Origin of the sequence: Pantoea sp. USHLN298 (genome assembly GCF_037149395.1) — a bacterium.
Taxonomy (GTDB): domain Bacteria; phylum Pseudomonadota; class Gammaproteobacteria; order Enterobacterales; family Enterobacteriaceae; genus Pantoea; species Pantoea astica.
The window spans coordinates 370,422-383,925 of sequence record NZ_JBBCRO010000006.1 but is presented as its reverse complement, the minus strand read 5'-3'; the positions used below and the strand labels follow the sequence as shown (position 1 = coordinate 383,925).

At 56.2% G+C, this 13,504-nt stretch carries 11 protein-coding genes; 6 read left to right on the top strand and 5 right to left on the bottom strand.

Features of this window, described 5'->3' with window-relative positions:
* Positions 1-271 precede the first annotated feature (271 nt).
* Positions 272-1,015 carry a 3'(2'),5'-bisphosphate nucleotidase CysQ gene (gene cysQ / locus WFK59_RS17515; RefSeq protein WP_336756646.1) on the top strand — a complete coding sequence of 248 codons (744 nt, stop codon included), beginning with the start codon at positions 272-274 and terminating at the stop codon, positions 1,013-1,015.
* A 61-nt stretch (positions 1,016-1,076) separates the two neighbouring features.
* Here the strand turns inward: cysQ and WFK59_RS17510 are convergent, their stop codons facing one another.
* Complete coding sequence (locus tag WFK59_RS17510) at positions 1,077-1,634, bottom strand: YtfJ family protein (RefSeq protein WP_233987019.1); 558 nt, start codon at positions 1,632-1,634, stop codon at positions 1,077-1,079.
* A gap of 315 nt (positions 1,635-1,949) precedes the next feature.
* Between WFK59_RS17510 and WFK59_RS17505 the strand changes: the two genes are divergently transcribed.
* Positions 1,950-2,156 (top strand): DUF1107 domain-containing protein, encoded by a 207-nt coding sequence (locus tag WFK59_RS17505; RefSeq protein ID WP_003855513.1) that lies wholly within the window; start codon positions 1,950-1,952, stop codon positions 2,154-2,156.
* 178 nt (positions 2,157-2,334) lie between these two features.
* On the opposite strand, the gene WFK59_RS17500 is transcribed toward WFK59_RS17505, so the two are convergent.
* Positions 2,335-3,657, bottom strand: a complete 1,323-nt coding sequence (locus WFK59_RS17500) for a hemolysin family protein (protein WP_233987020.1) — start codon at positions 3,655-3,657, stop codon at positions 2,335-2,337.
* 519 nt (positions 3,658-4,176) lie between these two features.
* Here WFK59_RS17500 and tamA point away from each other — a divergent pair.
* Genes tamA through WFK59_RS17485 form a run of 3 tightly spaced genes read left to right on the top strand, consistent with a single transcriptional unit; the run spans position 4,177 to position 10,015 of the window.
* Positions 4,177-5,892 (top strand): autotransporter assembly complex protein TamA, encoded by a 1,716-nt coding sequence (tamA, locus tag WFK59_RS17495; RefSeq protein ID WP_336756687.1) that lies wholly within the window; start codon positions 4,177-4,179, stop codon positions 5,890-5,892.
* Positions 5,889-9,659 carry an autotransporter assembly complex protein TamB gene (gene tamB / locus WFK59_RS17490; RefSeq protein ID WP_336756643.1) on the top strand — a complete coding sequence of 1,257 codons (3,771 nt, stop codon included), beginning with the start codon at positions 5,889-5,891 and terminating at the stop codon, positions 9,657-9,659. The genes tamA and tamB overlap by 4 nt, the downstream gene beginning before the upstream one ends.
* A 2-nt stretch (positions 9,660-9,661) precedes the next feature.
* On the top strand, positions 9,662-10,015 hold the full coding sequence (locus tag WFK59_RS17485; RefSeq protein ID WP_233987022.1) for a gamma-glutamylcyclotransferase family protein: 354 nt from the start codon (positions 9,662-9,664) through the stop codon (positions 10,013-10,015).
* A 61-nt stretch (positions 10,016-10,076) separates the two neighbouring features.
* Here WFK59_RS17485 and ppa read toward each other — a convergent pair whose 3' ends face one another.
* The 3 genes from ppa to WFK59_RS17470 all read right to left on the bottom strand — a co-directional run bounded on the left by ppa (position 10,077) and on the right by WFK59_RS17470 (position 11,632).
* Complete coding sequence (ppa, locus tag WFK59_RS17480; RefSeq protein WP_003855519.1) at positions 10,077-10,607, bottom strand: inorganic diphosphatase; 531 nt, start codon at positions 10,605-10,607, stop codon at positions 10,077-10,079.
* Positions 10,608-10,707: 100 nt separating this feature from the next.
* On the bottom strand, positions 10,708-11,157 hold the full coding sequence (locus WFK59_RS17475) for a DUF441 domain-containing protein (protein ID WP_233987023.1): 450 nt from the start codon (positions 11,155-11,157) through the stop codon (positions 10,708-10,710).
* A 64-nt stretch (positions 11,158-11,221) separates the two neighbouring features.
* A complete protein-coding gene (locus WFK59_RS17470) occupies positions 11,222-11,632 on the bottom strand; it encodes a lysozyme inhibitor LprI family protein (protein ID WP_336756641.1) in 411 nt (136 codons plus the stop codon).
* Between the two features lie 171 nt (positions 11,633-11,803).
* Between WFK59_RS17470 and WFK59_RS17465 the strand changes: the two genes are divergently transcribed.
* Entirely contained in the window at positions 11,804-13,363 is a 1,560-nt protein-coding gene (locus WFK59_RS17465; RefSeq protein WP_336756639.1) for a methyl-accepting chemotaxis protein, read from the top strand.
* Positions 13,364-13,504: the final 141 nt, after the last annotated feature.

The window sequence follows — 13,504 nt, the reverse complement described above, 5'->3', positions numbered from 1 at the left end:
GTTAAGGCTCTCAAAATAATGTAAAAGCCTGATGAGTGATCAGTTTAAATCGTGATGGATATAACGTTTTGGCGCATCGGTTAACCTGCCAGCCGTTCCGGAATAGGCGTAGTTGTGCAGGCGTGGCGATAAGCGGGTAACTATGGTATTGATATATCTATATATTGCTCCGTGCTGCCGCTGCGCGATCGGCTTGCAGAGCGGAACTGCTAAAATGTAACCATCAGGCGTTGAACTGAACGTGCAGCCGATGGACACAACGAGGTGAAAAATGTTAGAGCAAATTTGCCAACTGGCACGCGAAGCGGGCGACGCGATCATGCAGGTTTACGACGGCGCCGCGCCGCTTGACGTTTCTCACAAATCGGACGACTCGCCGGTGACTGCCGCCGACATTGCCGCGCATCAGGTGATTGTGAACGGCCTGGCGCAGTTGTCACCGGCGATACCGGTCCTGTCAGAAGAAGATCCGCCCGGCTGGGAGGTGCGTCAGCACTGGCAGCGCTACTGGCTGGTCGATCCGCTTGATGGCACCAAAGAGTTCATCAAGCGTAACGGCGAATTTACCGTCAATATTGCGCTGATCGAAGAAGGCAAGCCGGTGATGGGCGTGGTCTATGCGCCAGCGCTGGGCGTGATGTACGCTGCAGCAGACGGTAAGGCGTGGAAAGAAGAGGGCGGCCGGCGTGAACAGATTCATGCGCAGGATGCCCGGCCACCGCTGGTGGTGGTGAGCCGCTCACACGGCGATGACGATGAGATGAGGCAGTATCTGAAGCAGCTCGGCGAACATCAGACGGTGGCGACCGGCTCATCGCTGAAGTTCTGCCTGGTGGCGGAAGGTAAAGCGCAGCTCTATCCACGCTTCGGGCCGACCAACATCTGGGATACCGGTGCGGGCCACGCGGTCGCCATGGCGGCAGGTGCTCATGTGCATGACTGGCAGGGCAAAACGCTGGATTACGCACCGCGCGAATCCTTCCTCAATCCTGGCTTTCGCGTTTCTCTGTTTTAGTCCGTTAAGCGGGAGGGCAACCTCCCGCCATGCGGCCGGCCTGGTGCGCCAGCAGTGAGGCTTAGTGCGCCAGCAGAGAGGTTACCAGGTTAACCACCTGCTGAACTTCCTCCTGCGTCAGCGGCCCATCCTTCACAAACTTCACTGCGCCATGTTTATCCAGCACCACAATGGCTGAGCCGCCCGGTTGCAGCTGCCAGGCACGCTGCACATTTCCCTTATCGTCGACAATAAACTGTGACCACGGATACTGCTGTTTATTGCTTTCGATGCTGCTGCGAACAAACATCCCGGTGCCGGGAATCGCATCATCAGTATTGACGATGGTGGTGGTCTGATAACGATCGTGCGGCAGCTTCGCGGCTTTGATCGCCTCGATTAACGCCGCATTCATCTGCTTCGCGGAAGAGCGCCCGGCGATATGCTGAATCACTCGAACTTTTCCGCTCAGCTGAGCACTATTCCAGTTTTTGTAGCTAAACTTATCCTGCTGCAGTAACAGCTCACCTTTGTCATTCACACCGGTGGCCGGAACGCGCGCATCCTGCTTCAGATCGTGCGCCAGAGCGCTTACCGGTATCAGTAACGACAAAACTATCGCTGCCAGAGTGATTCGCATCGTGGTTTCCTTAAGTGATCAGACCAGTTAGTCATTTTATTGCAATAGTAGGCAGGGATGATGCAGCTGTCCTGGAAAGGTGTCAGGTTTGTTATCAGCGCCACAATTCCGTAACGACTGAAGGTTTATACTGTGTTGTGTGAGCGTGATAACAGAGTGTTCTGTAATGATGTGTCAACTCAGTAAAAAAATTCATTTTTCGGAACATCAGCAGCGCTGAGTGTTCTATAGTTTATCCCGAATTCGCGCTTCATGGGCTCGTACCTAATTTGGAAACGGCGAAGCGTGCTTAAAATTGTACAGGAGTTAATCAGTATGAAGATCTTCCAGCGCTATAATCCGCTGCAAATAGCGAAATATGTAAAAACGCTGTTCAAAGGAAGGTTGTATATCAAGGATGTTGGCGCGTTTGAGTTCGACAAGGGAAAAGTATTAATCCCGCGCGTCAAAGACAAACAGCACCTGAGCGTGATGTCAGAAATTAACCGCCAGGTCGTTCGTCTGAAACTTGAGTTCAACTAATCACAAGGGCGCCGATGGCGCCCTTTGAGCCTGGCCTATCAGGCTATTTTATTTGCCATTCTGAACCTGGGCAGTGCTCACAATCCTCACGTACTACGTGTACGCCTGCTTGTTCCGCGCTGTCCGTGTCCAGACTGTCTGCAACAATGACGCCTTATGGCGCAGGCCCTTAGTCATTCTACTCTTCTTCGCTTTTCGTCATGTTCAGCACCGGCGGCCGCTCATCAATGCGGGTAACCAGTAACTGATCGATGCGATAACTGTCTATGTCGACCACTTCGAATTTATAACCGGCAAACTTCACAAAGTCGGTACGCTTCGGAATTTTACGCAGCATATACATCATAAAGCCGCCGATGGTTTCGTAGTTGCCTGACTGCGGGAAGTCGTCAATGTCCAGTACCCGCATTACGTCATCAATCGGCGTTCCGCCTTCTACCAGCCACGAATTTTCATCACGCGCCACAATCTGTTCTTCCATGCCCTGGCCGACCAGATCGCCCATCAGCGTCGTCATCACATCATTCAGGGTAATGATCCCGACCACCAGCGCATACTCATTCATGATCACCGCGAAGTCTTCACCGGCGGTTTTGAAACTCTCCAGCGCTTCAGACAGCGTCAGCGTATCGGGCACAATCAGCGCCGAGCGGATCTGCAAGCCGCTGTTCAGCGCCATACTCTGGTTTCCCAGCACCCGCAGCAGCAGCTCTTTCGAGTCAACGTAACCAACGATATGATCGATATCGCCGCTGCAGACCAGAAATTTAGAGTGAGGATGCTGGGCGATTTTAGTTTTCAGGCTGGTTTCATCTTCATGCAGATCAAACCAGACAATGTTTTCACGCGAGGTCATCGAAGAGGGCACGGTGCGTGATTCCAGCTCAAACACGTTCTCGATTAACTCATGTTCCTGCTTACGCAACACGCCAGCCAGCGCACCCGCTTCCACCACCGCGTAGATATCGTCAGAGGTGATATCGTCTTTGCGCACCATCGGCAGTTTGAAGATGCGGAAGAAGACGTTGGCCAGACCGTTGAACAGCCAGACCAGCGGGCGCATCAACAGCAGGCAAAAACGCATCGGGTTGATGATGCGTAAGGCGATGGTTTCCGGGGCGATCATACCGACCCGTTTTGGCGTTAAGTCGGCGAACAGAATAAACAGGCTGGTAACGATGGTGAATGAGCAGATGAAACTGAGTTGCTCCGCCAGTTCCGGCGCGACAAAACGGTTAAACAGGCTGCTGAAGGCTGGCGAAAAGGCGGCGTCGCCGACAATACCGCCGAGAATCGCGACGGCATTCAGGCCAATTTGCACCACGGTAAAGAACATGCCCGGCGTTTCCTGCATTTTCAATACGCGTTGTGCATTGACGTTGCCTTCATCCGCCAGCAGCTTGAGTTTTATCTTGCGGGCGGCCGCCAGCGAGATTTCCGACAGGGAAAAAAATGCACTGATTACGATCAGTAACAGGATGACAAGTAAGCTATCTAACATATGAGATCCAAAGGGTTATCCACTTGTCATTTTTGGCCTGGGCAGCGTGCAGGTGAGATCCGGAGCGATCTGCGTACCTGTCAAACAGGGCTATCCGTGCCAAAAATGTCTGCGCCAGTTCGACAGAAAAAACAGTGTCGGGGCAGAAATGAAAACAGGCGAAATGCCTGTGGTGGCCGATTATAGCAGGTGCTATCACCGGGCCGCCAGAGGACAAACCACCTGTTCCGATGGTGTGTTGCGCCGGACATGCCCGTCATCAGTTCAGATTAATCTGAGTGAACCTGCCAGCCGCGATCATTCGACGCCGCAGTTGTTGTATCGATCGCGTCATTTACCGACAATAGCCCGGTATTTGACTTAGATGATGATGTTGCCCCGCCGGTTACCATAAAGTGCGGCTATGATGAGGATGTTGCCGTCACGCCAGTGCGGGCAAAGATGATTAATAAGTGCCCCGCGGAAAAGGGGCCGGCATGATTAACAGGAGTACAGGTGCCACGATTTTATGTTTATTGCATGGCCAGCCTGCTGCTTGTCACGCCAGCGCTTGAAGCGGCGACGGTACGATTACAGGTCGAAGGCTTAACCGGGGATTTGCAAAAAAACGTCAGGGCGCGCCTGTCGACCATCGGCAGCGATGAGGTCTCTAACGACGGCCGCTTTCGCGCACGCGTCTCGGTAGCGATAAAAGAGGGCCTGCGCGCGCTCGGTTACTACGAGCCGGTTATCGATTTTGAATCCCGTCCTGCGCCTGCGCGGGGTGGCCGTCCGGTGCTGGTGGCGCGCGTAACGCCCGGCGAACCGGTGAAAATTGGCGGCAGCAGTATCGTTGTTGAGGGTGAAGCCCGCAACGATGCGGATTACCGTGCCTGGGTAGCACAGGGACGACCCAAAGTGGGCACCCAGCTCAATCACGGGCAGTATGACAGTTTCAAAAGTGGCTTCTCAAATCTCGCGCTGCGTAATGGCTACTTCGATGGCCAGTTTAAAAAGAGCCAGTTAGGCGTATCGGTCGAGCGGCGTGAAGCGTTCTGGGATATCGATTACGACAGCGGCCAGCGCTACCGTTTTGGCGACGTCAGTTTTCAAGGCTCGCAAATTCGCGAGGAGTATCTGCAAAATCTGGTGCCCTTTAAGCAGGGCGACTACTACAGTTCGCGCGATCTGGCCGAGCTCAATCGCCGCCTCTCTGCCACCGGCTGGTTCAATTCGGTGGTGGTCGCGCCAGAATTTAAACAAGGGCGCAAAACCAAAGTTCTGCCGCTCAATGCGGTGATGTCACCGCGTACCGAAAACACCATTGAAACCGGGGTGGGTTACTCGACGGATGTCGGACCCCGGCTGAAAGGAACCTGGAAAAAACCGTGGATTAACGACCGCGGTCACAGCCTGGCGGCCAGCGCCTACGTCTCTGCCCCTGAGCAGCAGGTCGATCTGACCTATAAAGTCCCGCTGCTGAAAAGCCCGCTGGAACAGTACTATACCTTCTCGGGCGGCCTGAAGCGCACCGACCTCAACGACACCAAAGCCGATACCACGACGCTGGCGATGTCGCGTAACTGGGACAGCAGCAGCGGCTGGCAGAAGGCCGTTAACCTGCGCTGGAGTCTGGACCACTTTACTCAGGGCAGCGTCACCAACACTACCATGCTGCTCTATCCTGGCGTCAGCGTTAACCGTACCCGCTCACGCGGCGGCTTAATGCCGACCTGGGGTGACTCGCAGCGCTATTCAGTAGACGTTTCCGACACCACCTGGGGTTCAGACGTTGACTTCCTGATTATGCAGGCGCAAAACGTCTGGATCCGCACGCTGGGCGATAAGCACCGTTTTGTGGCGCGCGGCAACCTGGGCTGGATCGAAACCAACGACTTCGACAAAGTGCCGCCCGACCTGCGTTTCTTCGCCGGCGGCGACCGCAGCATTCGCGGTTACAAATATAAAGACATCTCTCCGCGGGATGATGACGGCAAACTGACCGGTGCTTCCAAACTCGCCACCGGATCGCTGGAATATCAGTACAACGTCAGCGGCAAATGGTGGGGCGCGGTGTTTGTCGACTCCGGCGAAGCGGTCAACGATATCAAACAGAGTAACGTTAAAACCGGCGCGGGCTTCGGTGTGCGCTGGTCTTCACCGGTGGGGCCAATCAAACTGGATATTGCCCGACCGATTGGGGATGACGAGGAACATGGATTGCAATTTTATATCGGACTGGGGCCTGAACTATGAAGCTGTGGAAAAAGGTCCTGATCGGCATTCTGATTTTTCTGGTGCTGCTATTAGGTGGCGTAGCCTTTCTGATCGGCACCACGCCCGGTCTGCACCTGCTGTTAAATGGCGCTTCGCGCTGGGTACCGGGTTTATCGATCAAACAGGTCGATGGCGGCTGGCGTAACCTGACCCTGAGCGGGCTGCGTTATGAGATGCCCGGCGTCAGTGTCGATGCCGGTCATATCCATCTGGCGGTTGACCTCAACTGTCTGCTGCACTCATCGGTCTGCGTAAATGATGTCTCCCTGAGCGATATCAGCGTGGTGGTCGACAGCAAAAAGATGACGCCAGCCAGCGAGCCGCCGCCGGAAGAGGAGAGCGGCAACGCCAACCTCAGCACGCCGTATCCGATTACGCTGAAGCATCTCGGCCTGCACAATATCAATGTCAAAGTCGACGATACTGCCATCTCGCTGCTGGATTTCACCACCGGCCTGCAGTGGCAGGAACGCGCGCTGACGCTTAACCCGACCCATATTCAAAGCCTGCTGATTGCTTTGCCGAAAGCGGCGCAGGTGGCTAATGAGCAGGTGGTCCAGCCGAAAGTTCAGCAGCCGAAGCCGGCGGAGAAGCCGCTGGGTGAAACCCTGCAGGCGATGTTTGCGCAACCGCTGCTGCCCGCGTTACCCGATTTTCAGCTGCCGCTGGATATTGATGTACAGCAGATCCTGGGCGAGCAGCTGCGCATCACCGGCGATACCGATATCGCCATCAGCCGGTTACTGCTGAAAGCGAAAACCGCTGACCGCCAGATGCAGCTCAGCACGCTGGAAGTGGACTCCAATCTCGGCAAGCTGAACGGCAGCGGACAGGCGACGCTGGCGAATAACTGGCCGGTCGATTTCTCGCTTAACGGTGAGGTAAACACCGATCCGATTAAAGGCGAAAAAATCGCGCTGAAGCTCAACGGTGCGATGCGCGATGAGCTGAAGCTGGCGCTCAACCTCTCCGGCCCGGTGAAGGCGCAACTGGATGCTACCACCCAACTGGCGGTGGCGGGCTTGCCGCTGTCGCTGCAGCTGACCAGTCCGCAGCTGCGCTGGCCGTTAACCGGCGCGGTACAGTACCAGGCCGATAACCTCGACTACCAGTTCAAAGGCAAAGCGACCGACTACGTGATGTCGCTGCGTACTGCGGTGAAAGGGGAAGCGGTGCCGCCCGCCAACATTTCGCTGACCGGTAAAGGTAATGTCGAACAGTTCAGCCTCGACAGACTGCGTATCGCGGCGTTGCAGGGCAACATCGATCTGACGGCGCTGGTGGACTGGCGTAAGGCGATCAGCTGGCGCAGCGAACTGACGCTGGCGGGCATCAACACCGCTCAACAATATCCCGACTGGCCCGCCAGGCTGGATGGCAAAATCACCACCCGCGGCAGCCTGTACGGCGGAAGCTGGCAGTTAAGCGTGCCGCAGTTGCAGCTGAAAGGAAATGTGAAGCAGAACGCGGTCACGGCGGAAGGCTCGCTCACCGGCAACAGCTACAACCAGTGGACGGTGCCGGGCATCAAACTGGCGCTGGGTCGTAACCATCTGGATGTGAAAGGCGCATTAGGTGAACAGCTGGATCTGGATGCCAGCATCGACGCGCCGCAGCTCGACAATGCGCTGCCCGGTCTGGGCGGCGTGGTCAAAGGCACGATCAAAGCGCGCGGAACCCTGAGTGCGCCGCAGCTGCTGGCCGATCTCAATGCCCGTGGCCTGCGCTGGCAGCAGATGCAGATTAACCGCGTCACGCTCAACGGGGATGTTCGCTCCGGCGAGCAGGTGGCCGGTAAGCTGCAACTGCGCGTCGAACAGCTGAAACAGGATGCGCTCAGCATTAATCTGCTGACCCTGAATGCAGACGGCAACGAGCACCAGCATCAGCTTAAACTTAATGTACAGGGCGAGCCGGTGTCCGGTCAGCTGGCGCTGAACGGCAGTTTCGATCGCCAGACGCAGCGCTGGAAAGGCGAACTGAACAACACCCGCTTTGAGACGCCGGTAGGAGAATGGCGTTTGACGCGGGCGATGGCCATTGACTACCTCAATAGCAAACAGACGGCCACCATCGGGCCACACTGCTGGCAGAACCCGAATGCGCAGCTCTGCGTACCGGAACCGGTTGAAGCCGGTCCGAGTGGCAAGGCGCACGTGGTCCTGAATCGCTTCGATCTGGCGATGGTTAAACCCTTTATGCCAGACGCGACCCAGCTCAGCGGCGTGTTCAGCGGCGACGTTCGTGTTAACTGGCTGGCTGGTAAAGGCCTGCCAACCGGCACGGTGTCGCTGAAAGGTAACGGCGTCAAAGTCCAGCAGGATGTGCAGGGCAACACCCTGCCGATCGCCTTTGATACCCTGAACCTTAATGCGGCGCTGCGTGATGGACGTGCCCAGCTCGACTGGCTGATCCGCATCGCCAATAACGGCCAGCTCGATGGCAATGTTCAGATCACCGATCCGGAAAATCGCCGCACGCTGGGCGGCAACGTCAACATTCGTAACCTGTCGCTGGCGATGCTGAACCCGGCGCTGATGCAGGGCGAGAAGATCAAAGGCAACCTCAACAGCAGCTTACGGCTGGCGGGCAGCGTGCAGCAGCCACAGGTGTTTGGTCAGCTTGGCCTGTCGGATGTCGATGTCGATGGCAGCTTCATGCCGGTCGATCTCACCGCCGCCAATCTCAATCTGGTGTTTAACGGCATGAGCTCGACCCTGAACGGGCTGATTCAGACCGCGCAGGGCAACATCAACCTCAACGGTAACGCCGACTGGAGCCAGCTCGATAACTGGCGCGCGCGCCTGGCGGCGCAGGGTAGCCGGGTGCGGGTCACGGTGCCGCCGATGGTGCGGATGGATGTCTCGCCGGATCTGGTATTCGAAGCCACGCCGGCAGCATTTAACCTGTCGGGCCGGGTCGAGGTTCCGTGGGCGCGCATCACGGTGCAGGAAGTCCCGGAAAGCGCCACGGGCGTCTCGTCGGATGAAGTGATGCTGGATCAGAACCTCAAGCCGATTCAGCCGAAAACCGCCGCGATTCCGATCAACAGCAACCTGGTGATCCACGTCGGTAACGATGTGCGTCTCTCTGCGTTCGGGCTGAAAGCGAAGCTGAATGGCGACCTGAAACTGGTGCAGGATCGCTCCGGGCTCGGCCTTAACGGCCAGATCAACATCCCGTCCGGCCGCTTCCACGCCTATGGACAGGATCTGATTGTGCGTAAGGGCGAGCTGCAGTTTGCCGGACCGCCCGATCAGCCTTACATCAATCTGGAAGCGATTCGTAATCCGGATGCGACTGAAGATGACGTCACCGCCGGATTGCGGGTCACCGGCCTGGCCGATGAGCCAAAAGCGGAAGTCTTCTCCGATCCGGCGATGTCGCAACAGGAAGCGCTCTCTTATCTGCTGCGCGGTCAGGGACTCGGCAGCGATGGCGACAGTAATGCGTTAACCTCAGCGCTTATTGGCTTAGGGGTTGCACAAAGTGGGCAGGTTGTGGGTAAAATCGGTGAGACATTCGGTGTCAGTAATCTCGCCGTTGATACTGCCGGTGTTGGCGACAGCCAGCAGGTGCAGGTCAGTGGCTATGTACTACCGGGTCTACAGGTAAAATACGGTGTTGGCATATTTGATTCACTGGCGACGTTAACCTTGCGTTACCGCCTGATGCCTAAACTCTATTTGGAAGCCGTGTCCGGTGTGGATCAGGCTCTCGATTTGCTCTATCAGTTTGAGTTTTAGCAATGCGAATAATTGTCTACGGCAGTTTACGGCGCAAACAGGGAAACAGTCACTGGATGACGAATGCGCAATGGCTGGGTGATCACCAGATTGAGGGCTTTGAGCTTTTCAGTCTGGGCCATTATCCCGGCGTGATTGAGGGCAATGGAGCGGTACAGTGTGAAGTGTACCGCATTGATGCCTCAACCCTTGCGGAGCTGGATGCGCTCCGTACCAAAGGGGGAGAGTACAAACGTCATCTGATTCAGACGCCGTTTGGCAGCGCATGGCTTTACGTTTATCAACGCTCAGTGGCAGGTCGCCAGCGTATCCTGAGCGGAGACTGGCTAAAGCGTGATGAGGAGCCAGAGGCCTGAACAAAAACACCGTCCAGTTGGACGGTGTTTTTTTTTTTCGACTTACCGGCTGACAGCAGAATTACTTCTTCTGTGCGCGCTCGTAAGAGGAGATGATTTCAGCTTTGGCCGCTTCGGCATTATCCCAGCCATCCACTTTAACCCATTTGCCTTTTTCCAGATCTTTGTAGTGTTCAAAGAAGTGGGTGATCTGTGCGCGCAGCAGTTCTGGCAGGTCGTTCACATCTTTGATGTGATCGTACTCTTTAGAGAGTTTGGTGTGCGGAACCGCAACCAGTTTGGCATCTTCGCCAGACTCGTCGGTCATTTTCAGCACGCCAACCGGACGGCAGCGGATCACTGAGCCTGGTACCAGTGGATACGGGGTCGGAACCAGTACGTCAACCGGATCACCATCCAGTGACAGAGTGTGGTTGATGTAGCCGTAGTTGCACGGATAGAACATGGCGGTAGACATAAAACGGTCTACAAACAGGGCACCAGACTCTTTATCAACTTCATATTTGATCGGATCGGCATTGGCCGGGATCTCAATGACAACGTAGATATCTTCTGGCAGGTCTTTACCTGCTGGCACCTGGTTCAAACTCATCGGGCATTCCTTCAGTAGTCGTATGTTGAGTGTCGGCTATTATAGCCAACTGACTCTGAAAGTATGCCCTCTTTTTGGCGTTTCGGAATGCACCCTAACGCTACTTAGCCGTCACAAACAGCGAAACTATCCCGGCCGCAATCAGCGGTCCGACCGGCACGCCACGGAAAAACGCCACGCCGATCACCGTACCAATCAGCAAGCCGCCGATGACCGAGGGCTGTACGCTCATAAAGTTAACGCCGCGTCCGCCCAGCCAGGCAACAAAAATGCCGACCAGAATCGCCACGATCGACTTCCAGTTGGCAAAAGATTTGAGTAACGCGGCTGCAGGCAGCGATCCGCTGGCCAGCGGTGCCATCACCGCCACGGTAAGAATAATGATGCCCAACGTAATGCCCTGCTTCTCCACGTAGGGGAAAAACTGCGCCAGCGGCGTGATCTTGATCGCCAGCAGCACCAGAATAGAGATAGTGACGGCGTTGTTGTGTACGAAATAACTGAGAACGGCGAGGCAGATCAGAATAATGGTCGAGGCATAAGCAGCCATGGTTTCTCCCTGAAAGTGAACACGTACGCTGACGACATCAGCCCGCGGATAATCCGGACAGTGATTAACAATCATCCGGGTTGGCGCAACTGCCTTGACTCAGCGATTGCAACATCAATGCCTGGTTACGCACCAGGCTCAGGTTCTGTGCGCCCAGCGCGACGCTACCCAGCGTACCCTGATCGCTCAGCCGACTGCGGCTCGCGGCCAGCCAGCTGTCGCGGTAGCTGAGCCAGGCTCGCTGCGCCTGACGCAACTCTGTTTTCGAATCGCCGGTTAACTGATTCATCAGTTTGCCATACTGATTATTCATCTCCTGATCCCAGGCTTTACTGGCGGTGGCATAACATTGATTCATCGCCTGGGTGGTAGTCGCACCCTCCAGGCAACGATTAAGCGCGGCATCAGCAGGCAAATCCTGCGCCATCGCCTCTCCGCTGGCAAGCAGCAGAGCCAGAAGCCATCCTGTTTTCATTATTCTTCTCCGGGGAACGCATCAGCGGCAATTAGCTTGATGGATGTCTCCGTGATGATCAAGCCGTTAACCATTCATTAAGGTTAAAGTTTAGCGAGGTGATGGCCGATACCTGTTCCGTTTTAGGGCCGCTGGAAATTTCGCCTTTTCTCATACACGGAAACTATCAAGATGAAACAGTTATCACTTCGCACGGGGTTGCTGGCATTGCTGGCATTTATGACACTGCTGCTGTTGGCGGTGAGTTTTATGGGTATCGTGGCAATCAACAAAGGGAACCGCTCGCTGGACGTGATCAACCGCATTCAGGGGGTTGAGCTGAACAGTCTCTATCAGAGCAACGCCGATTTAATGCGCGCCCGCGCGAATGCGGCGCTGGCGGTACGGAAAATTGAAATTGGCTTGCTGGAAGAGGGCGCCGCGGTCACTAAACTGGCGCAGGCCGATGTGGTGGCATCACAAAAGAGCCTGAAGCGCTTTGTTGATGCGGGTACCGTCACGGCACACGGCAAAACGCTGGCGGATGCCGTGGCGGGCAGCTACAAGGCCTATCTTGAGCAGGGCATCAGACCGATGATGAGCGCGCTGGATAAGCAATATACCGACGAATATTATCAGCTGCTGGAAGGCAACCTGGCCGCACTGGCCGCCCGCTACAGCAAAGCGGTGGACGATTTCGGTCAGTACGCGGATCAGGTGACTGCAGCCCAGCTGGATCAGGCGGCCTATAACGAAACCAAAATGAAAATTCTGATCGCAGTGGCGGTGGTACTGACGTTGCTGCTGTTAGTGCTGGCCTGGCAACTGCTGCGCCGGATGTTGCTCCAGCCGCTCAACAGCGCCATCGTCCATCTGGAACAGGTGGCGGCAGGGGATTTATCTCAAGCCCTGCCCGCGGCGGGCAACAATGAACTGGGCCGGCTCAATCATGCGCTGGCAGAGATGCAGCAGGCGCTGCGCGCGTCGGTCAGTCAGGTGCGTGAAGCCAGCCTGCAGATCGACATCGGCAGCCGTGAGCTGGCTGCCGGCAACGTCAATCTGTCGCAGCGCACCGAAGAGTCCGCGGCCTCGCTGGAGCAGACGGCGGCCAGCATGGAGCAGTTAACCGCCACGGTACGGCTTAACGCCAGCAACGCGCAGCAGGCGCATCAGCTGGCGAATGCGGTGTCGGATACGGCCGATCGTGGCGCTGAGGTGGTCTGCTACGTAATGGAGAAAATGCACGAAATCACCGACAGCGCCAACCGTATCGGCGACATTCTCAGCGTGATTGACGGCATCGCCTTCCAGACCAATATTCTGGCGCTGAATGCGGCGGTTGAAGCGGCACGCGCCGGTGAACAGGGCCGCGGCTTCGCGGTGGTCGCGAATGAAGTGCGCACCCTGGCGCAGCGCAGCGCCAACGCTGCCAAAGAGATCCGTACGCTAATCGGCGACTCACAATCCCGGGTTAAAGAGGGCAGCGAGATGGCGACGCGAGCCGGAGAGACCATGGATGAGATCTCGGGTGAAGTTATGCGCGTCACGGCGCTGATGAAAGAGATCTCTATGGCTTCTGATGAGCAGAGCCGCGGCATTGAACAGGTCAACCTGGCGGTGACGCAGATGGATGAAGCCGCGCAGCAGAACGCCGCGCTGGTGGAGCAAGCGACGGCAGCGACCCAGTCGCTGGAAGCGCAGTCTGGTCAGCTACAGGCGACTATGGCGCAGTTCCGCTTGCAGCCTGAGTAACACTGATGAGCGCATCCTCTATGCGCTCATTATCCCGCTGTTTTTTGCGTCTTATGCTGCGCCTGTCTCATAAGCAGTTTCCCCGCATCTCCCTCGCCGACGGTTTCTCCTTAGCCTGAATGGTGTTCAGTCCGGACCTTA